General features: G+C 67.5%; 18 protein-coding genes. 9 read left to right on the plus strand and 9 right to left on the minus strand.

The window, feature by feature from the left end:
- The first annotated feature begins 33 nt into the window (after nt 1-33).
- Nucleotides 34-1242 (plus strand): BaiN/RdsA family NAD(P)/FAD-dependent oxidoreductase, encoded by a 1209-nt coding sequence (locus HUW53_RS06370; RefSeq protein WP_237344913.1) that lies wholly within the window; start codon nt 34-36, stop codon nt 1240-1242.
- On the opposite strand, the gene HUW53_RS06375 is transcribed toward HUW53_RS06370, so the two are convergent.
- From HUW53_RS06375 to HUW53_RS06390, 4 genes are all read right to left on the minus strand, one after another.
- On the minus strand, nt 1232-1792 hold the full coding sequence (locus HUW53_RS06375) for a DUF924 family protein (RefSeq protein ID WP_237344914.1): 561 nt from the start codon (nt 1790-1792) through the stop codon (nt 1232-1234). The two genes, HUW53_RS06370 and HUW53_RS06375, sit on opposite strands and share 11 nt — an antisense overlap.
- Nucleotides 1789-2931 (minus strand): CobW family GTP-binding protein, encoded by a 1143-nt coding sequence (locus HUW53_RS06380; RefSeq protein WP_237344915.1) that lies wholly within the window; start codon nt 2929-2931, stop codon nt 1789-1791. The genes HUW53_RS06375 and HUW53_RS06380 overlap by 4 nt, the downstream gene beginning before the upstream one ends.
- A gap of 659 nt (nt 2932-3590) precedes the next feature.
- On the minus strand, nt 3591-5000 hold the full coding sequence (locus HUW53_RS06385; RefSeq protein WP_237344916.1) for a D-alanyl-D-alanine carboxypeptidase family protein: 1410 nt from the start codon (nt 4998-5000) through the stop codon (nt 3591-3593).
- A gap of 266 nt (nt 5001-5266) precedes the next feature.
- A complete protein-coding gene (locus tag HUW53_RS06390; protein ID WP_237344917.1) occupies nt 5267-7051 on the minus strand; it encodes a glucan ABC transporter ATP-binding protein/ permease in 1785 nt (594 codons plus the stop codon).
- Between the two features lie 331 nt (nt 7052-7382).
- Here HUW53_RS06390 and rpmH point away from each other — a divergent pair, with 331 nt between their 5' ends.
- The 4 genes from rpmH to HUW53_RS06410 all read left to right on the plus strand — a co-directional run bounded on the left by rpmH (nt 7383) and on the right by HUW53_RS06410 (nt 10939).
- The gene (gene rpmH, locus HUW53_RS06395; protein ID WP_237344918.1) at nt 7383-7517 is read left to right on the plus strand and encodes a 50S ribosomal protein L34; all 135 of its coding nucleotides are present in this window, start codon (nt 7383-7385) and stop codon (nt 7515-7517) included.
- A gap of 19 nt (nt 7518-7536) precedes the next feature.
- A complete protein-coding gene (rnpA, locus tag HUW53_RS21970) occupies nt 7537-8193 on the plus strand; it encodes a ribonuclease P protein component (protein ID WP_307499641.1) in 657 nt (218 codons plus the stop codon).
- The gene (gene yidC / locus HUW53_RS06405; RefSeq protein ID WP_237344919.1) at nt 8190-10019 is read left to right on the plus strand and encodes a membrane protein insertase YidC; all 1830 of its coding nucleotides are present in this window, start codon (nt 8190-8192) and stop codon (nt 10017-10019) included. The genes rnpA and yidC overlap by 4 nt, the downstream gene beginning before the upstream one ends.
- 149 nt (nt 10020-10168) lie before the next feature.
- Nucleotides 10169-10939 (plus strand): ArsR/SmtB family transcription factor, encoded by a 771-nt coding sequence (locus tag HUW53_RS06410; protein WP_237344920.1) that lies wholly within the window; start codon nt 10169-10171, stop codon nt 10937-10939.
- Between the two features lie 68 nt (nt 10940-11007).
- Here HUW53_RS06410 and hemA read toward each other — a convergent pair whose 3' ends face one another.
- Both hemA and HUW53_RS06420 read right to left on the minus strand, forming a co-directional pair.
- The gene (hemA, locus tag HUW53_RS06415; RefSeq protein WP_237344921.1) at nt 11008-12291 is read right to left on the minus strand and encodes a 5-aminolevulinate synthase; all 1284 of its coding nucleotides are present in this window, start codon (nt 12289-12291) and stop codon (nt 11008-11010) included.
- 178 nt (nt 12292-12469) lie between these two features.
- A complete protein-coding gene (locus HUW53_RS06420) occupies nt 12470-12802 on the minus strand; it encodes a hypothetical protein (protein WP_237344922.1) in 333 nt (110 codons plus the stop codon).
- Nucleotides 12803-13656: 854 nt separating this feature from the next.
- Here HUW53_RS06420 and HUW53_RS06425 point away from each other — a divergent pair.
- Both HUW53_RS06425 and HUW53_RS06430 read left to right on the plus strand, forming a co-directional pair.
- Nucleotides 13657-14787 (plus strand): type III PLP-dependent enzyme, encoded by a 1131-nt coding sequence (locus tag HUW53_RS06425; protein WP_237344923.1) that lies wholly within the window; start codon nt 13657-13659, stop codon nt 14785-14787.
- Between the two features lie 267 nt (nt 14788-15054).
- Nucleotides 15055-15609 (plus strand): GNAT family N-acetyltransferase, encoded by a 555-nt coding sequence (locus HUW53_RS06430; RefSeq protein WP_237344924.1) that lies wholly within the window; start codon nt 15055-15057, stop codon nt 15607-15609.
- Nucleotides 15610-16068: 459 nt separating this feature from the next.
- Here HUW53_RS06430 and HUW53_RS06435 read toward each other — a convergent pair whose 3' ends face one another.
- The 3 genes from HUW53_RS06435 to HUW53_RS06445 form a co-directional block, all read right to left on the minus strand.
- Entirely contained in the window at nt 16069-17499 is a 1431-nt protein-coding gene (locus HUW53_RS06435) for a homospermidine synthase (RefSeq protein WP_237344925.1), read from the minus strand.
- A gap of 550 nt (nt 17500-18049) precedes the next feature.
- Nucleotides 18050-19291, minus strand: a complete 1242-nt coding sequence (locus tag HUW53_RS06440; RefSeq protein WP_237344926.1) for an MFS transporter — start codon at nt 19289-19291, stop codon at nt 18050-18052.
- 261 nt (nt 19292-19552) lie between these two features.
- Nucleotides 19553-20770, minus strand: coding sequence for a polyhydroxyalkanoate depolymerase (locus HUW53_RS06445; protein ID WP_237344927.1), 1218 nt, complete (start codon nt 20768-20770; stop codon nt 19553-19555).
- Between the two features lie 346 nt (nt 20771-21116).
- Between HUW53_RS06445 and HUW53_RS06450 the strand changes: the two genes are divergently transcribed.
- On the plus strand, nt 21117-21767 hold the full coding sequence (locus tag HUW53_RS06450) for a glutathione S-transferase family protein (protein WP_237344928.1): 651 nt from the start codon (nt 21117-21119) through the stop codon (nt 21765-21767).
- Between the two features lie 34 nt (nt 21768-21801).
- Entirely contained in the window at nt 21802-22560 is a 759-nt protein-coding gene (locus tag HUW53_RS06455; protein ID WP_237344929.1) for a sulfite exporter TauE/SafE family protein, read from the plus strand.
- Nucleotides 22561-22606 lie beyond the last annotated feature (46 nt).

Here is a 22606-nt window from a genome sequence, read left to right on the forward strand (position 1 = left end):
GATTCAGCGCCGGCCCGAGGGTTCACGCATCCCATGGTTTCCACACCCATCGCCATCATCGGCGCCGGCCCGGCCGGCCTCATGGCCGCCGAGGTCCTGTCCGCCGCCGGCGCCGCCGTTTCGGTGTTCGAGCGCATGCCGTCGCCCGCGCGCAAGTTCCTGATGGCCGGTCGCGGCGGGCTCAACCTGACCCATGGCGAGGCGCTGCCCCGCTTCCTGTCGCGCTACGGGGCGGCGGCCGGGCGCCTGGAACCGGCCCTTGCCGCCTTCACTCCCGATGATCTGCGCGCCTGGGCGGAGGGGCTCGGCGAGCCGACCTTCGTCGGCACCAGCGGGCGCGTGTTTCCCCGGAGCTTCAAGGCGAGTCCTCTGCTGCGGGCCTGGCTGCGGTGCCTCGCGGGGCAGGGGGTGATGCTCCACACCCGCCATCACTGGCAGGGCTGGGACGGGGCGGGGCGGCTGCGCTTCGCCACCCCGGACGGCGATGTCATGGTGGCGCCGGCGGCGACCCTGCTGGCGCTGGGCGGCGCCTCCTGGCCGCGCCTGGGTGCCGATGGCGGATGGGCCGCCCTACTGCGGGCGCGGGGGGTGGAGGTGCACGATTTCCGCCCCGCCAACATGGGCGTTAAGATCGCCTGGTCGGAGCTTTTTCGCGCCCGGTTCGCCGGGGTTCCGCTGAAGCGCATCGCTGTCACCTGCGGGTCGGCGCAGGTCCGTGGCGAGGCGGTGGTGACCGAGACCGGTCTTGAAGGCGGCGCCATTTATGCGGTGTCCGGGCCGGTGCGCGAGGCCCTGGCGGCCGGCGGCGCCACCCTTCACATCGACCTGCGGCCGGATCTCGACACGACCGCCCTGGCCGCCCGCCTCGCCGCGGCTCCGGCGAAGCTGTCCTTCGCCAATCTGCTGCGCAAGGCGGCCGGGCTCTCCCCCGCCGCGGCGGGGGTGCTGCGCGAGGCCATGGGCGGCACCCGCCCGGCGGATGCCGGCGCTCTGGCGCGACTCATCAAGGCGGCGCCGCTTGCGGTGACCGGCACCGGGGACCTCAGTCGCGCCATTTCCAGCGCGGGCGGCATTGCCTGGGACGCGGTCGATGCCGATTTCCAGCTCCGGCCGGTGCCGGGCGTGTTCGTGGCGGGGGAAATGCTGGACTGGGAGGCGCCGACGGGCGGCTATCTTCTGCAGGCCTGCCTGTCCACCGGGCGCGCCGCCGCCGGGGGCATCCGCGCGCGCCTCAGCCTGTGAAGCCGCCGGCGTCGAGATAGGCCTGCTCGTCCGCCGTCATGGCCCGACCCAGAATCGGGTTGCGGTGGGGGAAGCGCCCGAAGCGGGCGATGGCCTCCTGATGGATGAGGGCATAGGCGAGCCCGTCCGCGTCCCCCGCCGCCCGATAGAGGTCCACGCAACGCGCCTGGCAGGCGGAATCTTCCGCGTGCATGAAGGGCAGATAGAAGAACCCGCGCAGGCTGGGCGCCGCATTCAGCGCCGGATCGGCATCGAAGCCGCGGGCGATGGCGCGCGCCGCGACGGCCCGCGCGGCGTCGTCGGTGGCGAAGGCGCGGGCGGTGCCCCGAAACACGTTGCGCGGCACCTGATCCAGCAGAATCAGCAGCGCCGCGGCACCGCTCGCTTCTGCCGCCCATCCATCGAGGTGGCCGGCGGCGGCTTCCCCATGGGTGGGCAGCAGGCGGGTCCGCACCTGCGCATCGAAGTCCGGTCCGCCGCCGAACCAGCGCGCCCGCCCCGCCTGCCGCCACCAGGAGAGCACGGCGTCGGGGGTGTCACTGGCGGTCATCGGGCCAGCCCCGGCGGGGCCAGCGGATTGTCGGTGAGGGCGGCGCGATCGGGCGCGTCTACCTCGGGTACGCCGAGGAAGGCGTTGAACAGGCGCTCGATCACTTTGGGATCGAGATCGCGCACGATCATCACGAGGCGGGTGCGGTGGTCGTCGTCGGGCCAGGCAGGAAGGCGTACGGGAGGATGCAGCACATGCTGCACCCCGTGCAGGACCACCGGGGTGGTCTCGTCCTCCTTCAGCTTCACAATGCCCTTCAGCCGCAGCACGTTGGCGCCATGGGTGGCGCGCAGCAGCTCCAGGAACAGGTCCAGGGTGGCGGCGGGAATGGCGGCATCGGTGGCGAGGGTGAAGGCGCGGATGCGGCTGTCGTGGTGGTTGGGCTCAACCTCATCCGTTCCGGTTGCGGCCGCCGCGACCGCTTCGGCGGCGAGCCAGCGGGCGACATCGGGGATCTTGGCGGAGGGGTCGTAGAGCCCGGCATTGAGCAGGGTCGCGGCGGATGCGTCCGCCACGTCGAGCAGCACCGCGCCGGGTGCGAGGCGTTTCAGGCGCGCCTTCAGGGCGTCGAGGGCCTGCGCGTCCTCGGCGGTGGCGAGAAGATCGGTCTTGGTGAGCACGAGGCGGTCGGCCATGGCCGCCTGCTTCACCGCCTCCTCCTGGGCGTCGAGGGTCGCGGCGGCATTCACCGCATCGACGACGCACACCAGCCCGTCCAGGCGATAGCGCATCGCAAGATAGGGGTGCGTCATGAGGGTGTGGAGCACGGGCGCCGGATCCGCCAGACCCGTGGTCTCGATGATGACCCGGCTGAAGGGGGGCAGGCGATCATTGTCGCGGCCGCGCAGCAGGTCCTCCAGCGCCGCTACCAGATCCCCGCGCACGGTGCAACACAGGCAGCCGGAGGACAGCATGACGATGCCCTCCTCCACCGGCCGGACGAACAAATGGTCGAGGCCGATCTCGCCGAATTCGTTGATGAGCACGGCGGTATCCGCCAGCGCCGGATCGGCCAGCAGCCGATTGAGCAGGGTGGTCTTGCCCGCGCCCAGGAAGCCGGTGAGCACGGTGACGGGGATCGGCGGCGGCGGGCCGCGGCGGGGCGGGGCGGGACTGTCTTCGGAAGCGGGAACTGGCATGCAGGGAAACTAGCCCATCCCGGTGGTCCGCGCATCCCTCGGTGACGCTGGGCGAGACGGTCCGGGCAGGGGATGCCGGAGGCAGCAGGCGCCGTGCGAGGAGGCCAAGCGCTTGCGCGACCCCCTTTTGGCTCCCCCCTTGGCCCCCTTGGTCCCTTTTGGCCTCTTTGGCCCTGGCCCCGTGGCCCTGCTCCTATCTCCCGTGGCGTGCTACCCCTCCGGGTTCGGCTCTCGCCCATGCCTCATGCGCGCCGCCCGCTTCGTGGGCGTATCGTCTGACGATTACGCGCGGGGCGTCCGGGGCGCCCTCGGTGAGGCTTGACGCGGCAAGGGTGGGTAGAGCGGTGCCGTGGGCGTGATCGGAGACGGTCGAGCGGGTCCCCCCGGCGCGCTCTGCCTCGTCAGAGCATTTTCAAGCGCAGCGGATTCCGGTCCACATGAAGAACGTGCGTGAATGCAAGAACCGAGAGCAGACGGCGGGGGCCGGTGCGAACGGAAAACACTCTGGTCGCCGGTTGGGCAGGATCAGCCCCAGCAAAGGCGCCAGCAAGCCCAGGCCGGAAGGCATGAGGCCGCTTCGCGCGCAACAGCCCGCCGACAGCGTCGTCGCAGACCCGGCACCCGGCTCGCAAGGGGCGGCAGCATGCCGCCCCGGTCGGTCATTCGTCGGCTTGATCCGATGCGGCCGCCGGCGCATCGAGGTCCGGCCGCGGCATGGCCAGGGGCTTGGGTGACAGCTTTGGCTTTGGCGCTGCGGCGGCGGAGGCCGTGACCGGCTTTGCACCTTGCGTGGTGGTCTTGGTGCCGCCGGACGATGCTTCCGTTGTGCCGCTCGGCTTCTTCGCGCTCGGCTTCGGTGCGGGCTTTGCGCTGGAGGCGGTGGCGGGCTTGGTCTTGGAGGCTTTGGCGTCCGCGGGTTTCTTGGTGGTGGCTGCGCTGGCTGCCGCCGGCTTCTTTTTCGGCTTGTCGTCGTCATCGGCGGCGTAAGCGGAACCGAGGTCCTGGGGCGCGGTGCGCGTGCCCACAAAGACCGGCACCGGCGGCATGGAGGGCGGCAGCGTCTGCAGCAGATCGGCGCCGGAGCGCGGCATGGTCGGGTTCCCCGCCGCCAGGGCGAAGGAAATGGCGCTGCTGCTGACGCTCGCCCCGTCGTCGTCGGCCTCGGAGGCCGTCGCCGCCCGCTTGCCACCGCAGACATAGGGCTTCATGTCGAACGGCTCGCCGCCGGTGTTCTGAATGGCGGAGAGGGTGGGGGCGGCCGACCCGAAGATGCCCCAGGACGCCTGGAAGCCCTTCTCGAACAGCATCGCCGCTCCCTCCGCGCGGACGGTACCGGAGCGGGCGCCCAGCACCACCGCGATGAGGCGCTTGCCACCGCGGGTGGCGGTGGCCACCAGATTGTAACCGGAGCCGCACACGAAGCCGGTCTTCATGCCGTCGGCGCCGGGATAGCGGTCGATCAGGCGGTTGTAGTTGCGCAGTACCGCCTTGCCGAGCTTGATGGACGGGATGCGGAACAGCATCTCATGCTCGGGGAAATGATAGATCAGCGCCCGCGCCAGGATGGCGAGGTCGCGGGCGGTGGAGATCTGGCCGGGATCCGGCAGGCCGTTGGGATTGGAATAATGGGTGCCGGACATGCCGAGATGGGCGGCGGTGGCGTTCATCTCGTCCACGAAGGCGGGCATGGAGCCGCCCACGCCCTCGGCCACCACCATGGCCATGTCGTTCGCCGACTTCACCAGCACCATCTTGAGCGCGTTGTCGAGGGTGACCACGGTGCCGGGCTTGAAGCCCATCTTGGATGGCTGCTGGGAGGCGGCGAGCGGGGAGACGGTGAGCGGCGAGTCCATGGTGAGGCGGCCGTTCTTGACCGCGTTCAGCGCCACATAGACCGTCATCAGCTTGGTGACGGAGGCCTGATACCAGGGCTTGCCGGCGTCCTGCTGCTCCAGCACGCGGCCGGTGTCGGCCTCCACCAGCAAGATCGGATTGGCGTGCGCCGTGCCCGCGGCAAGGCCAGCCACCAGCATGATGCCGGTCGTGAGCTTTGCCGTTGCGGTGCTCAACCGCGTGCGCCACCGCGCGAAACGCGCAGCTAACGCAGATGCGGCCAGAAGGGATTTCGAGCGCGCCAACCTGTTCCGCTCCTCGTGTTGGAAGGAGGCCCCCGCCTGAAGGCTTCTTTCCTAGCCGGTTTCGCAGTCGCGGGAAAGTCGAAACCGCGGCGCGGCATCGTCATGGGTGCTGAAATCGCCGCGAGGCGCGTTCAAGCTCTGCCACATTCTTGCCGAAGTCTGGAACGGCGCAAGAAAACCTTTGGCCGCGCGGTGGTTCAGGTCTCCACGATCGGGCCTTTCGCGCGGTCCGCCGCGACCATGAACTGCGCCCGCGCCAGCGCGGCGAATCGGCCGCCGAGGCGGACCAGCTCGTCGAAAGTGCCGGCTTCCACCACACGGCCGTGCTCGAACACCAGGATGCGGTCGGCATTGCGGACGGTGGCGAGGCGGTGGGCGATGACGAAGGTGGTGCGGCCCTTCATCACCTCGTCGAGGGCGGCCTGCACCTTGCCTTCGGTGGCGGCGTCGAGGGCGCTGGTCGCCTCGTCCAGGATCAGGATGGGCGGGTTCTTCAACAGCGCGCGGGCGATGGACAGGCGTTGGCGCTCGCCGCCGGAGAGGGCGCGGCCGCGCTCGCCGGCCACTGCCTTCAGCCCGAGCGGATTGCGGTCCAGGAGTTCCAAAGCCTGGGCGCGGGCGAGGGCCTCGCGCAGCTCGGCCTCGGTGGCGTCGGGCTTGCCGACGCGCAGATTGTCCTCGATGGAGCGGTTGAACAAAAGCGGTTCCTGGAACACCACGCCGATACTCTTGCGCAGCGAGGACAGGGTGGCGTCGCGGATGTCCATGCCGTCGATGCGGATGGCTCCTGATTGCGGATCGAACATCCGGTGCAGCAGGGCGAGCGCGGTGGACTTGCCGGCCCCGGTGGTACCGACCAAGGCGAAGTTCTGGCCCGGTGCCGCGTGGAAGCTGACGTCCTCCAGCGCCGGCCGCTTGCCGTCATAGGAGAAGGAGACGTTGTCGAACACCACATCCCCAGTCACCGGCGGCAGCGGCTTTGCCCCTGGCCGGTCGTGCACGGCGCCGACCGTGTCCAGCACGTCGAAGAACTGGGTGAGCTGCGGCGCCGACATCATCAGCCGGTTGAAGAAGCTGACCGTGTGATCGAGCCGCCCGATCAGCATGTTGGCGAAGGCCACATAGGTGACGATCTCGCCGATTCCCGCGAGGCCGTGCACATAGAGCCAGGTGCCGACGAGCAGGATGGCAAGGATGGTGAGCGTGGTGGCCGCCTTGGTGGCCATGGAGACCAGGGCCCACCACGACAGCACCGGAATCTGCACCGCCAGCACCCGGTTCACCGTATCCCGAAGTCCGCCGACCTCCGCCTCGATCCGGGTGTAGCTCTGGATCACGGCGACGTTGCCGAGCGCGTCGGAGGTCTGTTCGGCGAGGTCGGAATTATATTCCTCCACCTGCACCTGCATGCTCTCGGTGCGGCGGATGACGTAGGCGGTGACGAGGCCGAACACCGCCATCAGCGCGATCAGCACCAGCCCCAGCCGCCAGTTGACCCAGATCCCCACCGGCACCAGCACGATCAGCGAGAAGATGGCGGCGCAATCGTCGCGGAAGAAGGACAGCCACAGGCCCCACAAGGCGTCCACGCCCTCCAGCATCACCTTCAGCAGGCGGCCGGAATGGGTTTCGCCATGAAAGCTGAGCGGCAGTTGCAGCACATGCTCGAAATATTGGGCGAGGACCCCCAGCCGGCGGCGGTGGGAGAGGCGATCGGCATGCAGCGAGATCAGAACGCCGGCGCCGATGTTGAACAGCCCGAAGCCCACCCATGCGGCGAGCAGCGGCGTGAGATCGGCGAAAGAGGGCAGCCGCGCGGCCGCCTGGGCATTGGCCAGGGCCTCGATGATGCGGCCGAACAGGATCGGCTCGGCGAACTGCGCCACGGCCAGGACCAAATTGCCGAAGGCCAGCAGGGCGCCCAGCTTCGCCTGCGGCCCGAGCAGGGAGAGGGTGCGCAGATAGACGCGGATCAGGTTCAAGGGGGCTCTCCGCAAGCGCGGCCGCAAGATGGGCCGCGCCCTTGATGCGCCGTGCCCTCGCCGCGCGCAAGGCGGGGCCGGAAACCGCCCGTTTGGGCTCGCTGCGCCCGGCGTGCGTCGCCGATGTCCGCGTTTGGGCCGGTTCCGGAGATTGACGGAAGCCCGCCGCCCCCCTATAAGCCTCGCCAACTCAGGCGGCCCTGGCGGCCGGAGCTCAGTGGGTATTTGCGTGCCGACCTCGTTTCTCGAGGCGGCAGTGGCGGCGCGAGCCGCTCCCGTGCTGGGCGCCGTTCCTTGGCCGTGACCACCCAAGAATTCGGAGAACAGACCCGTGAAGCGCACTTATCAACCCAGCAAGCTGGTGCGCAAGCGTCGCCACGGCTTCCGTGCGCGCATGGCGACCCGCAACGGCCGCAAGATCATCGCTGCCCGCCGCACCCACGGCCGCAAGCGTCTGTCCGCCTGACGGCGGGCCGAGCGGAGCCGTGCCGATCGTGGATCAGCTCCGCAAGCGCCGTGATTTCCTGGCGGCGGCGAAAGCGGAGCGCGCTGGTGTCTCCGCTTTTCTGCTTCAGGGCCGCAATCGCGGTGACGAGGGCGATATTCGCATCGGCTTCACGGTCACCAAGAAGACCGGCAACGCGGTGGTGCGCAATCGCATCCGCCGGCGTTTGCGTGAGGTGGTGCGTCAAGTGCTGCCCGAGGCCGGGCGCCTTGGCTATGATTATGTGCTGGTGGCCCGCGAGCAGGCGCTCGCTGCGCCATTCAGCAGTCTCTTGAGCGATCTTGGTCGGGCGCTGCGCAAGCTGCATGATCCGGCGCGTCCGCCGCGCCAGGGGGCGCCGCGACGTCCGTCGCCGGCGTCTGCGGGTGGCGCACCTGTTGCGGCGGCAACCGACCGCCGTGGCGACGACCCCGCCGACGCGGCAGGATCACATGCGCCGTCGCGGTCCGCCGGGCCGCGCAAAGGTCGCGGCGCCGGATTTGGCCGCGACGACGCGTCGGCAACCTCCGGCAAGGCCACGCGCGCCGGTGCCCGGCGGGACGACCTCGCGGCCGGGCGGGCTTCGGCCTCCCATGGCGAAACGCAAATCAGTTCCGATCCCCTGGCGCCATCCGCCGACGGAGGCCATTCGGCATGAGTGACAACCGCAATATGATCATCGCCATCGCAGTGTCGGTGGCGATTCTCATTGGCTGGCAATATTTCTTCGGCATGCCGCAAGCGGAGCGGCAACGGCAGGCGGCGGAACAGCAGCGCATCGCGGCGCAGCAAGAGGCGCAGAAGGCCGAGAGCACGGCGCCCACGCCCGGCACTGTGCCCGCGCCCGGAGCGGTGCCGCAGGCCGGTGCCACACCGTCCGTGACGCGGCCGCTGACCCGTGAGCAGGCCGTGGACGCCACCCCCCGCGCCCGCATCGAAACGCCGCGGCTGAAAGGCTCCATCTCCCTCAAGGGGGGGCGCGTCGACGATCTGCTGCTCACTGAGTATCATGAGACGGTGGACCCGAAGAGCCCGAACATCGTTCTGCTCTCCCCCTCGGGCGCGCCCAACCCGTTCTATGCGGAATTCGGCTGGACCTCGGTGGCCGGTGCCACGGCGAAAGTGCCGGGGCCGGATACGCTGTGGACATCCAGCAGCGGTACACTCACTCCGCAGACGCCCCTCGTCTTCACCTGGGACAATGGCGACGGCCTGGTCTTCCGCCGCACCTTTACCGTGGACGACCATTACATGTTCGCCGTGAAGGATGAGGTGGACAACAAGACCTCCGCCCCGGTGACGCTTTATCCTTATGCCCTGGTCTCGCGCCACGGCGTGCCGCAAACCGCCGGCTTCTACATCCTGCACGAGGGCCTGATCGGCGTGCTCGGCGACAACGGCCTGCAGGAAGTCACCTACGCCAAGGTCGACAAGGAGAAGCCGCAGACCTTCTCCGCCACCGGCGGCTGGCTCGGCATCACCGACAAATATTGGGCGGCCACCGTCATTCCCGACCAGAGCGTCAAGTTTGACGCCAAATTCTCCAGCGCCATGCTGGGAGGCACCCAGACCTTCCAGGCGGACTTCCTCGCCGCGCCCAAGACGGTGGAGCCCGGCGGCAGCATCGCTGCCACGTCGCAGCTCTTCGCCGGCGCCAAAGTGGTGCAGGTGGTTGATGGTTACCAAAAGACCTACGGTATCGACCGCTTCGATCTGCTGATCGACTGGGGCTGGTTCTACTTCATCACCAAGCCGTTGTTCCTGGTGCTGGATTGGATTTACAAGCTGGTCGGAAACTTCGGTGTCGCCATCTTGATCGTGACGGTGATCCTGAAGGGCATCTTCTTCCCGCTGGCCAATAAGTCCTATGCCTCCATGGCCAAGATGAAGGCGGTGCAGCCGGAACTCACCGCCATCCGCGAGCGCTACGCCGACGACAAGGCGAAGCAGCAGCAGGCGATGATGGAGCTGTACAAGAAGGAGAAGATCAATCCGGTGGCGGGTTGCCTGCCGATTGTGATCCAGATCCCGGTGTTCTTCGCCCTCTACAAGGTGCTGTTCGTGACCATCGAGATGCGGCACGCGCCCTTCTTCGGCTGGATTCGCGACCTGTCCGCGCCCGACCCGACCACCATCTTCAACCTGTTTGGGCTCATTCCGTGGGATCCGGGCTCGGTTCCGGTGATCGGCAGCTATCTGCTGCTGGGCGCGTGGCCGATCATCATGGGCGTCACCATGTGGGTGCAGATGAAGCTGAATCCCGCCCCGCCGGACCCGACCCAGCAGGCGATCTTCAACTGGATGCCCATCATCTTCACCTTCATGCTGGCCCATTTCGCGGCGGGCCTGGTGATCTACTGGGCGTGGAACAACACCTTGTCGGTCGCCCAGCAGGCTTTGATCATGAAGCGCAATGGCGTGAAGATCGAGCTTTGGGACAACGTCAAGGGTGCTTTCAAACGCAAGCAGTCGGCCAAGAGCTGAAGTCCCCCCCAACAGAGCGCCGCCGATCGCGAGATCCGGCGGCGCTCTGCGTTGGGGGGGGCGAAGCCGTCTCGGGCCGCCCTGCGGAAGCGAAGCTGCGAATTACGTGACCATATTGACACGTAATGAAAACGGCACATAATAAGCATATGGACGATGTTTTCGCGGCGCTCGCAAATCCTGTGCGCCGTGCGCTGCTCGATTTTCTTAAGGGAAAAGACGGGCAGACGCTGGGCGAGCTGGAGCGACAGACGCAGCTCACGCGGTTCGGTGTGATGAAGCACCTCAAGGTGCTGGAGGACGCGCGCCTAGTGCTCACGCGTAAGGTGGGGCGGGAGAAGCATCACTATCTCAATCCCGCGCCGATTCAGCTTGTGAGCGACCGCTGGATCTCGCGCTACGCCGCGCCCCAGGTGGCCGCCATGGCGAACTTGAAGGCTCTACTGGAGGCAAACGACCCCATGTCTACCGTGCCGACTCATGTCTATGAGCTCTTCATCCGGGCCACGCCCGAAGCCCTTTGGGCGGTGTTGACGGACGATAGCAAGACCCCCCTCTACGAGCATTTCAACATGACAAGCCGCACCGACTGGCGCGTGGGCGGCGCGCGGGAATATTTCATGGGCGAGCGGCGGGTGATCGAGGGCCAGCTGGTGGAAATTGATCCCCCCCGGCGCATCGTGATGACGTTCTCAGCGCAGTGGGCGCCCGATGTCGCCGTGGACAGGCCCTCCCGCGTCACATGGGAGATCACGCCGATTGGAACGGACGCCTGCAAGCTCACGCTCATCCATGACGGATTTGGTGGCGAAACCGCGACGTCGAAGGCCGTGGCGCACGGCTGGCCAGAGGGCCTCTCGCGTCTTAAGACCCTGGTGGAAACCGGAGTCGCCTTCGTGGTGGCACCGTCGGCAGCCTGACGCGGTTGCGCAAAGAAAATGCCCCGGACCAGCCGGGGCATTTTTGCATTCAAGTCTGACGAATGGCCTCAGCCGCCGGCCACCGGCAACGGGATCGGGGCCGGGCCGAGGGCGACGCGTCGCGAATTGGCGCGCTCGACCACGCGGTCGGCATAAGGCAGTTCCAGCCGCTCCCACACATCCGAGAGCGCCGTCGCCAGATGGGCGATGAGGGCGTCGTCATGGAAGGGCGTGGGCGTGATGCGCAGGCGTTCGCTGCCGCGCGGCACGGTGGGGTAGTTGATGGGCTGGATGTAGATGCCATATTCGGCCAGCAGAAGGTCGCTGGCCATCTTGCAGGCCTTGGCGTCGCCCACCATCACCGGAACGATGTGGGTGGGGGTCTCCAGCTGCGGCAGGCCTGCGGCGGCCAAGGCCGCTTTCACTTTCGCGACCTGCGCGCGCTGGCCCTCGCGTTCGGCCTGTGAGTCCTTCAGATGGCGCACGGAGGCGGCGGCGGCCGCCGCCACCGCGGGAGGCAGGGCGGTGGTGAAGATGAAGCCCGGCGCATAGGAGCGAACCGCATCGATGATGACGCGCTTGCCGGTGATGTAGCCGCCGACCACGCCAAAGGCTTTGCCCAGTGTGCCCTCGATGACGTCCACCCGGTGCATTGCCCCGTCGCGCTCGGCGACGCCGCCGCCGCGCGCGCCATACATGCCGACCGCATGCACCTCGTCCAGATAGGTCATGGCGCCATAGCGCTCGGCGAGATCGCAGATACCATTGATGGGGGAGATGTCCCCGTCCATGGAATAGACGCTCTCGAAGGCGATCAGCTTGGGCCGGTCGCCCGCCGCCTGCAGCAGCTCTTCCAGATGGTCGAGGTCGTTGTGGCGGAAGATGGCCTTCTGCCGCCCGCCGTGGCGCACGCCCTCGATCATCGAGTTGTGGTTGAGCTCGTCCGAGAGCACCACGCAATCGGGAATGAGCTTCACGATGGTGGAGATGCCGGTGTCGTTGGAAATGTAGCCCGACGTGAAGACGAGGCCCGATTCCTTGCCATGGAGATCGGCCAGCTCGCGCTCCAGCATCACGATCTCATGGCTGTTGCCGGAGATGTTGCGGGTGCCGCCGGCGCCGGCGCCGCGGGCCTGGGCCGCGCCGCACATGGCCTCGATCACGGCCGGGTGGCTGCCCATGCCCAGATAATCGTTGGAGCACCACACGACGATGTCGCGGGGGCCGCCTGGAGAATGCCACACCGCGCGCGGGAAATGGCGCGCGTCGCGCTCGATCTCGGCAAAGGTACGATAGCGGCGCTCCTTGCGCAGAGCGTCGATGGCTTCAGCGAAGAAATGATCGTAATTCATTCCGGACCCTGCAGACGGCGCGCGGATCGCGGGCAAACGATCCTGCGTTTTTTCCATATTATGATGTCACACTGCTCCTTGTATCGATGCCAATCAAGGGCGCGTGAGGGGTGCGCGGCGATCGAGCGCGGGTGCGGCGGGGCAGGGGGGGCGGAAAGGGCGTGGGCGCAGCGCCCGTTCAGCGGGTGAGAGGGGGGAGCTGGGGCAGAAATGCCTCGAAATTGGCCGACACCTGTTCACGCGAACCGGCGACTGCGACCACAGTGACCGTCGCTGCGGGGCCGGGAAGGAGACCGTTCAGCGCGAACATCTTGGTGCCGTCGCCGTAAGTGCGGTCCTGCCAGGCGGTGAAGACCTGGACCCCATCCTGCATTGAGATGGCGCGTAGGCTCACCACCGATTTCAGCCCCGGATTGAGGGCGATGTCGCCAGCGTTGTTGTCCGCCTGGAGCTTCATGAAGAGTTCGAGTGTGATCCCGGACAGAACCTCGTGGTGGCGATAGATGGTCATAAGGGCGTCCGGCCCCCCACAGCTGGCCGACTGGCATCGAAATATGATCATGCTGCCCCGGGGCGGCATCTGCAGCCAGCCTTCCACCACGGGCAGTCGGCGCGACTCGGCTGCCGACGCCGGAGCGGTACCGCCAGCCCAAAGAACCAAGAGCAGCCCCAACACGACAGTTTGAAACAGGGTGCGTCGGATCCGATTTTCGCGCATGAAGAGCCTGTGGGGAGCGGCGAGTACAATGAACAGTTGAGTGACTTTAGAGCTCCTCCGCGAAGATTGTCGCCTTGATTTTCATCAAATTGCCGCTTGCGTCGGCAGGGAGAATCCCCTACATCCGCCCTCGCCCATATTCGCACGTGCCTGTGGTCGCGTGTCGGTCGGTAGGATCTCCGGACAAGAGGCCGGAAAGCTGCCAGGACGACCGATAGCCGGAGGGAACCGGCCCACCCCGCTCCTCAATGCGGGGGACGTGACTTGAAGCAACGACGTAAGGGCTTTTTTGGTCTCAGTCGGCCCTCCAAAGGTCGGCGGCACTGAAGAGGCACTACATCTTGCCGGCCGTGCGGAGCGGGATTTCCCTCTCCAAACGTGCGCAATCGTCTCAACTCTCCTGGCTATGCTCGGGCGGGATGAGCGGCTGCCGTTCGGTCCCATGATGCGGCCGGTTGAAAGACCGGCGAAGCGGGCACGGCCCGCGGCTTGGCTCGGCGCGTCCACATCGCCGCTCCGCCGCTGGTGCATGCCCCGACTGGGCCGGTACTCCACCTTCGTGTCGAAGGCGGAAGCGGCTTTGTTCGTCCTGTCGGCGCGCGGCTCGTCCGCGCTTCACGAGGCTTCAGGTCACGGGGGAGGACACCATGACCGACCGCATCCGCGAGTTCCTGCGTACCCGACGAGAGGATGGCCCCTGCGTGGTGGTGGACCTCGACGTGGTGCGCGCCAATTACCAGGCGTTCGCCCGCGCTTTGCCCGACACCCGCGTGTTCTATGCGGTGAAGGCGAATCCCGATGCGGCGATCCTGAAGGCGCTGGAAGACATGGGCTCCTGCTTCGATTGCGCCTCCACCGGCGAAATCGAGATGGTGCTCGCCACCGGCGCCGGGCCGGAGCGCATCTCGTACGGCAACACCATCAAGAAGGAGCGCGACATCGAGCGTGCCTTCAAGCTGGGGGTGCGGCTGTTCGCGGTGGATTCCTATGAAGAGGTGGAGAAGGTGGCGCGCGTTGCCCCCCGATCCAAGGTGTTCTGCCGCATCCTGTGCGACGGCGCGGGGGCGGAATGGCCTTTGTCGCGCAAGTTCGGCTGCGAGCCGGAACTCGCCGTCGAGGTGCTGGAGCACGCCCATCGGCTGGGTCTTGCCGCCCATGGCGTGTCCTTCCACGTGGGCTCGCAGCAGAAGAATGTGAATGCCTGGGACGGTGCGCTGGCGTCCGCCGCCCGCATCTTCCGCGATTGCGCGGAGCGGGGCATCGCCCTGGCCATGGTGAATCTGGGCGGCGGCTTTCCCACCCGCTACCTGCAGGACGTGCCAGCGGCCAAGTCCTATGGCGAGGCGATCTTCTCCTCCCTGCGCAAGCATTTCGGCAATCGCATTCCCGAGACCATCATGGAGCCGGGGCGCGGCATGGTGGGCAACGCCGGCCTCATCGAGGCCGAGGTGGTGCTGATTTCCAAGAAGTCCGACACCGACGCCATGCGCTGGGTCTATCTCGACATCGGTAAGTTCGGCGGTCTGGCGGAGACCATGGAAGAGGCGATCCGCTACCCGCTGCGCACGCCGCGCGACGGCGACGACACCGCCCCCTGCGTGCTCGCCGGCCCCACCTGCGATTCCGCCGACGTGCTCTATGAGAAGACCCCGGTGGAGCTGCCCCTGTCGCTGTCGATCGGCGACAAGATCATCATCGAGGCGTGCGGGGCCTATACCACCACGTATTCGGCGGTGGCGTTCAACGGCTTCCCGCCGCTGAAGTCCTATGTGATCTGAACCGCCCGCCCGTGGCGGACCGGTTCCGCCGCAGGTCCTCGACCGCGCTGGCGGCACCGCAGCCGGGATGCTTCAGGCATCCCGGACCCTCGTTGCTGTGGCAACAGGCGTCCCCGGCACCGGCTGTGCCGTCCGGGATCCAAGGGGAGGGGGTGTCCCCCTCGTCTTCCGCACCGTTCCTGAGAAGGGCTTGCGTCTTGCGAGCCTGGTCGCGATCGCGGCCGGGGCGGCGTTCTTCACGTCTCGGTTTTGGCACGGGAGGTGCCGATGACTGACATTGTGCTGGAATCCGTGGAAGAAGTGGCCGCGCGCGAGGCCCTGCTCGACCTGTGCCTGGGCGAGGAGCGGCGCGCCAAGTCTTCGGAGCGTCTGCGCGAGGGGCGCGAGCCGGCGGCGGGGCTCGCCTTTTCCGCCCACGGGCCGGATGGCCGGCTGGCGGGGACGGTGCGGCTGTGGAACGTCTCGGCGGGTCCCGGCAAGCCGGCGCTGCTGTTGGGGCCCCTGGCCGTGCACCCCTGGTTTCGCCAGGACGGCCTTGGCGGCGCCCTCATGCGCACCGCCCTGGACGCGGCGCGCGCGCGGGGCCATGGCGCCATCATTCTCGTGGGGGACGCGCCTTATTATGCCCGCTTCGGCTTTTCCAGCGCCAAGACCGGCGGCCTGTGGATGCCGGGGCCGTTCGATCGGAACCGGCTGCTGGGCCTGGAACTGACGGCCGGTGCGCTCGACGGGGCGCGGGGCCTCATCAGCCCCACGGGCGTGGAAGCCGCCCGTCCCTCGCTGGCTGAGCTGATCGCCGGCGACGTGCGCCGCTCGGCCTGAGGAGAGCCAAGGGGCCATGTCGCCGGCCGGGCCGCCGGATGTTCCGGCCGCCGGTGCAGTGCCGAGGGGTGCGGCATCGGCGCGGCGCCTTCATCGGCTCGATCGGTCGTGCTCCAAGCCTCTGCAATCCCCGAGGATCGCGGTTCGCGTGAAAGGGTGAGCGGTTTCGGCTCGTCCCGCACGATCAGCGAAGCCCGTGCGAGCCGATACCGCTCCAGCACGCGCCGGCCCATTGCCGACGCGTCTCGGGCATGGACGTTGGACGGAAAAAAGGCCGCTTCCTTCGATGGGAGCGGCCTTTTTGCGTTCCTGAGGGGCTGCGACAAGCGTCCAAGGGGTCGCCCGGAACGGTCGGGAGCCGGCGCATTGGGCGCGCGACCCGGCCCCTTCGATCAGGCCGCCCCCGCAAATAAAAAGCCCCGCTCCGGATGGAGCGGGGCCTTGAGCGATGGCGGCGCGTCAGCGCACGATGATGTTCTTGAATTGCCAGGGGTCCTCGATGTCGAGATCCTCGGCGAACAGCTTTTGACGGTCGGTCAGGGGGGTCCAGTCGGTATAGGTGCCGATCACCGGGCCGAGATAAGGGGTCTGGACCTTCAGGCAGCGGTGGAAATCCATCTCGTCCGCCTCGACGATGCCGGCGTTCGGGTTCTCCAGCGCCCACACCATGCCGGCGAGCACGGCCGAGGACACCTGCAGGCCGGTGGCGTTCTGATAGGGGGCAAGTTCCCGCGCCTGCTCGATGGAGAGCTGGGAGCCGAACCAATAGGCGTTCTTGGCGTGGCCGTAGATGAGCACGCCCAGTTCGTCCGCGCCGTCGACGATCTCATGCTCGTCGAGGATCTTCCATTTGCCCTGGAAGTGCCAGCCGTTGCCGAACATCTCGTGCAGCGACAGAACGGCGTCGTTGCAGGGATGATAGGCATAGTGGCAGGTCGGGCGGTAGACCACCGTGTCGCCGTCGCGCACGGTCAGATAGTCGGCGATGGAAATGGCTTCGTTGTGGGTGACGAGGAAGCCGTATTGGGGGCCGGGGGTCGGGGTCCAGGAGCGCACGCGGGTGGCGGCGCCGGGCGAAAGCAGGTAGATGGCCGCGCCGCAGCCCTCGGCATGGGTGCGCGCTTCCGGCGGCAGCGCCTTCTCGTGGGTGCCCCAGCCGAGCTCGGCCGGCTGCACGCCTTCGGAGACGAAGCCCTCCACCGACCAGGTGTTCCAGAATTCGCCCATGACTTTGGGGTTGCGGGAGCGCTGGGTGTCGCGCTCGGCGACGTGAATGCCCTTCACGCCCAGGGCGCGGGCGAATTGCGCCCATTCCTCGCGGCTCTTGGGCTCGGGCCGGTTAAGGCCGGTATCGGCGGCGATGTTGAGCAGCGCCTGCTTCACGAACCAGGACACCATGCCCGGATTGGCGCCGCATGTGGACACCGCGGTGGTGCCGCCGGGATTGCGGCGGCGGGCGTCGAGCAGGCCTTCGCGCAGCGCGTAATTGGTGCGCGCGGCATTGTCCATGCTCTCGTCGAAATAGAAACCCTTCCACGGCTCGATTACGGTGTCGACATAGAGCGCGCCGATTTCCCGGCACAGCTCCATGACCGCGATCGACGACACATCCACGGAGAGGTTCACGCAGAAGCCCTGGCCGCCGCCATTGGTGAGCAGGGGGGTGAGCAGCTCGCGATAGTTCTCCGGCGTCACCTCGGCCTGGATGAAGCGGATGCCGCGGGCATCGAGCAAGGTGCGGTGCTCCGCCACCGGGTCGATCACCACCATGCGGTCATGGTCGAAGTCGAAATGGCGCTCGATCAGCGGCAAGGTGCCGCGACCGATGGATCCGAAACCGATCATCACGATGGGGCCGTCGATCGTCGCGTGTACCGGCCAGTCGCTCATAATAAGGGACACTCCTCCTGAATGGGGCCCGTCGTGCGGGCCGGAGCACCATGCGGATGCAAAGCCGCGCCGTCAACGGGCATTCGGCCGCGTCCTGGTGCGAGCGGCATGAAATGGAAGCGGAAGGTGCTGTTCGGTATCGGTGAATGGAGTTGATTCGGCCGGAATGGGCGGTTGACATAAGATTTTTAGATAGCGAATAACTTATTTTCTGGTTTTAAATAGATATGTATTTTTATTAAAAAGATGAACTATTTCAATAAAAAGATGAAAACGTCATAATGGCGTCATTTGTTGTGCCTTGATGGGCTCTCGCCCGCGCCGGCATCGATGGCCTCAAGGCGGGGTTTGTGGGGTGTGGCCCAGCGGATCGTGTGATTTTGAGCCGACCGGGCCGGGTATTCCAGGCACGCTGGCGGTTCGGCTTCCTGTTGTCTGGTGCGGCGCGCGGAGGGTTTGGCGGGGCACCCCTTCGAAACCCGGCGGAAGCGACACGGCCTTCTGGCGGCAACGGGCGACGGGGACGCCGTCGGACGGCTGCGTTCCGCGCTCACCTGGGCCGTGCGCCAGCCGTTGGGCGCGGCATCTCGTCCACGCGTCGCAGCTCCGGGAACAGGCGCATCCAGGCCGCCACCACCACCAGGGTGCCGAGACCGCCCACGAGCCCCGCCCCCACCGGGCCGATCAGGGCGGCCACCATGCCGGATTCGAATTCGCCGAGCTGGTTGGAGGTGCCGATGAACAGGGAGTTCACGGCGCTCACGCGTCCGCGCATCTCGTCCGGGGTGGACAATTGCACCAGGGAGGAGCGGATCACCACGCTCACATTGTCGGCGGCGCCGGTGATGAACAGCGCGAAGAGCGACAGTAGGAAATTCTGCGACAGCGCGAACACCACCGTCGCGAGCCCGAACACCGCCACCGCCGCGAACATGGACGGCCCGACCCATCGGCGCAGGGGCAGGCGCAGCAGCAATAGCGACATCAGCGTCGCGCCCACCGCCGGCGCCGCGCGCAAGAGGCCCATGCCCTCGGCTCCGACCTGGAGCACGTCGCGGGCGAACATGGGCAGCAGTGCGGTCACGCCGCCGAGCAGCACCGCGAACAGATCGAGCGAAATGGAGCCGAGCACGATCTTCTGCCGTCGGATGAAGGTGAGCCCCGCGAGCAAGGTGGTGAGCGTCAGCGGCCCGCGCCGCTCCGGCGGCACCCGGCGGCGGATGGCGAGCAGGGCGAGCGTCGCCGCAGCGTAGCAGGCGGCCGCGCCGGCAATGGGGGCGATGGGCCCCAGCACATAGGCGAGGCCGCCCAGGGCGGGGCCGATGATGGTCGCAGTCTGGATGGCCGAGGAGGAAACCGCCAGCGCCTTGGGCAGCACCGTGCCGGGCACCAGTCGCGGCAGCAGCGCCGAAAGGGTGGGGTGCTCGAAGGCGCGGGTCGCGCCGATGAGGGTGACGGCGCCATAAAGGCCCGCAAGGCCCAGCACGCCGGCGGCGAGCCCGGCCGCGAGCATCGCCAGCGTGGCGGTGGCGACTGCCAGGCAGATGACGACGATGCGCCGTCGATCGAAGCTGTCCGCGACATGCCCCACCAGCAGCGACAGGCTCAGCATGGGCAGAAACTGGCACAGGCCCACCAAGCCGAGGGCCACGGCGCTGCCGGTCCAATCATAGATCATCCAGCCGGCGGCCACGCCCAGCATCTGAAAGGCGAGGGCGGAGGCCACGCGGCCGATCCAGAACAGGACGAAGTCCGGATGATCGCGCAGGCGCGCTTCGGCGGGCTGGGTCAAGGCAAGCTCCGGTGCGGGGCGGCCAGCAGGTGCGGCGGCTGCGTTCAAACCCCGGACGGACCAGCATGCGCCGCCCGGCTGGCGTGCTGTCGCTTCCGGGGAGTCATCGCCATCGCCAAGGCCATCGCCACCTGCCGGGATTGCCGGCGCGCGGACCAGGGAAAGCACGGACAAGGGAACGCGCGGCCATGGGGATGCGCGGCCATGGGGGCCTGAGATGTCGGGCCGGCATGCGGGCATCCCCGCGTGCCGGCCGGCGGCTCAGTCGCTGGCGAGGATGTGGTTACGGACGATGGGATAAACCTGCCCCGCCCATTTCCGGCCGGAGAACACCCCATAATGGCCGACGCCAGCCTGCATGTGATGGCGTTTCTTGTGCGGGCGCAGCTTGTTGCACAGGTCCTGGGCGGCCACGGTCTGGCCGAGGGCGCAGATGTCGTCCCGCTCCCCTTCCACCGTGAGCAGCGCGGTCCGGCGGATGGCGCCGAAGTCGAGCGGTCGTCCGCGATAGGTCAGCTCGCCCTTGGGCAGGCGATACTCCTGGAAAACGTAGCGCACCGTTTGCAGGTAGAAATCGGCGTCGAGATCCAGAACGGCGAAGTATTCGTCGTAGAAATTCTTTGTAGCGTCCGCCTTTTCGGTCTCGCCCTCCGCAAGGCTGTTGTAGAGGTCGAAATGCGCCTTCATGTGGCGGCCGAGGTTCATGCTGATGAAGGCCGAGAGCTGCATGAAGCCGGGATAAACGCGCCGGCCCGATCCGGCGAACCCGCGCGGCACCCGCGAGATGAGGTTGCGTTCGAACCAGGACATGGGCTTGGTGGTGGCGAGCCTGTTCACCGCCGTGGGATTGATGCGGCAATCGATGGGCCCGGCCATCAGCGTCATCGAGCGCGGCGTCGCCGGATTGTTGTCCTGGGACATGACCGCTGCGGCCACCAGCGCCTGAACGCACGGCTGGCACACCGCCAGCAGGTGCGCGCCCGGTCCCAGCACCTCCAGGAAGCGGATGACGTGCTCCACATAATCGTCGAAGCCGAATGGCCCCGCGGAAAGCGGCACGTCGCGGGCATTGTGCCAGTCGGTGATATAGACGTCGTGATCGGGCAGCAGGGTCTTCACGGTATTGACGAGCAGGGTCGCGAAATGCCCCGACAGCGGCGCCACCACCAGCACTCGCGGCTGCGCCACGGTCACGTCCTTCTTGAAGCGCAGCAGGGTGCCGAACGGCAGGACGGCGGTCCTCTCCTCGGTCACCGGGACTTCATGGTTGCCGACCTCGACGGTGCGGATGCCGAAATCCGGTCGCCCATGGCTGAGGCCGGCGCGCTCCACCAGTTCATAAGCCGCCGCCAGATGGCGCAGGCCGGCATGGGCATAACCATTGACGAGCGGGCCGTTGAGAGTCTGTCGCGCGAGCCCGGCTGCGAACCGCATCGGTCGCATGAGGTCGGCCTGGGTCTGATATGCCAGATACATCATGGCGTCCTGTACCGCGGGGTTCCGGCGCTGGCGGACAGCATCGAACACAGAGGAGACCCGATCATAAGACTGAACCGTCCTTCCGCTCCACCTCGACGTGGTGTGTCCGCGCGCCGAACGTGAAACCTTAAGTTATTGTCGCAGGGGTGTTTTCGTTCTTTCCTCGTGGACCGATCAGTTGTACCGTCAAGAGAGATATTGAAGCGGAGCGTGGTGCATTGCAATATGCTTCGTCGCCGGAACCGTCGATGGGTCGACGCCGCCAGGGCTTGTGCGGCAGGCGCTGACCCACGGTATCACCCCGTCGTCCCGAAGTCCGTGGAACAGCGCGAGGCGCATGGCAAGCATGGCAACTCTCACCATCTCCAGCAAGAATTACTCCTCCTGGTCGCTGCGCGGCTGGCTCTTGTGCAAGATGGCGGGCCTCGCCTTCGATGAAGAGCGCGTGCCGGTCGACGATCCGGACGCCAAGGCGGAACTGCTGCTGCTGTCGCCCTCGTTCCTGGTGCCGCGCTTGGTGCTCGACGACATCACGGTGTGGGACACCCTCGCCATCGGTTCCGTGCTTGCGGAAATCTTCCCCGAGGCCGGGCTTCTGCCGGCGGACCGGGCGGTGCGCGCCCATTGCCTCTCCATTTCGGGCGAGATGCATTCGGGCTTCGCCAATCTGCGTTCGGCGCTGCCCATGAACATCAAGGCGCGTTATCCCGGCTTCAAGGTCTGGGCCGGGGCGCAGGCGGACATCGACCGCATCCTGCACATCTGGCGCGGCTCGCTCACCGCCCACGGCGGCCCGTTCCTGATGGGCGCCCGGCCGTGCCTCGCGGACGTCATGTACGCGCCGGTGTGCTCGCGCTTCACCACCTATGACGTCCCGCTCGACGCCAAAACCGCCGCCTATCGCGATCGGATCATGGCCCTTCCCGCCATGCAGGAATGGATCGCCGGCGCTTTTGACGAGCCGGAGGAGCTGGAAGAACTCGACGTGGAGTTCTGACCCTGCCGCCGGCGTCTGGGGAAGGGCATAAGGCATGATGACGGCGACCTTGGTGATCGGCGCGCTGGCGCTGGTGGTCGCCGGGCTGGTGAAGGGCGTCACGGGGATGGGGCTGCCGACGGCGGGCATCGGGCTTCTGAGCCTGGTGATGAGCCCGGCTTATGCCGCCGCCATGATCGTCGTGCCGTCCGCGGTCACCAATGTCTGGCAATTTGCCTACGGCGCCCGGCCCATGGCCACCGCGCGCCGGTTTATCGGTCTGAGCGTGGGGCTGGTGGTGGGCACGCTGCTCGGGGACCGGTTCCTGGGCGGCCTGGCCTCGCCTGCGGCGTTGCCGGCGCTGGGCGGGGTTCTTGCCCTTTATGGGGTGCTGGGCCTGACACGGTTCGCTCTGGTTGTTCCGCCGCGCCTGGAATCCTGGCTTTCGCCGCTCATCGGCCTGCTGACCGGGCTCGTCACCGGCACCACCGGCGTTTCCGTCATCCCCGCCGCGCCGTATCTCCAGGCGCTGGGCCTCGGCCGCGACGATCTGGTGCAGGCGCTTGGCCTCACCTTCACTGTGTCCACCTTCGCGCTCGCGGCGACGCTCGCCTTGCCGGGGGGCGCCACCCAGGGGCTGTTCGCGGATCCGGCGCTTGTGGGAGCGTCCTTGGCGGCGCTTCTGCCGGCGCTTCTGGGCATGGAGCTTGGTCGCCGCGCGCGCCTGCGCATGTCGCAAACGCTGTTCCGCAAGGTCTTCTTTGGCGGTCTCGCCGCGCTGGGCGCCTATATGCTGGTTCGCCCGCTGCTGTGAGGGCCGCCCCCGTGGTCCCGCCGGCGAGGGCGATGCAGGGCCTCTC

This window comes from Xanthobacter agilis, assembly GCF_021730435.1.
GTDB classification, from domain to species: Bacteria; Pseudomonadota; Alphaproteobacteria; order Rhizobiales; family Xanthobacteraceae; genus Xanthobacter; species Xanthobacter agilis.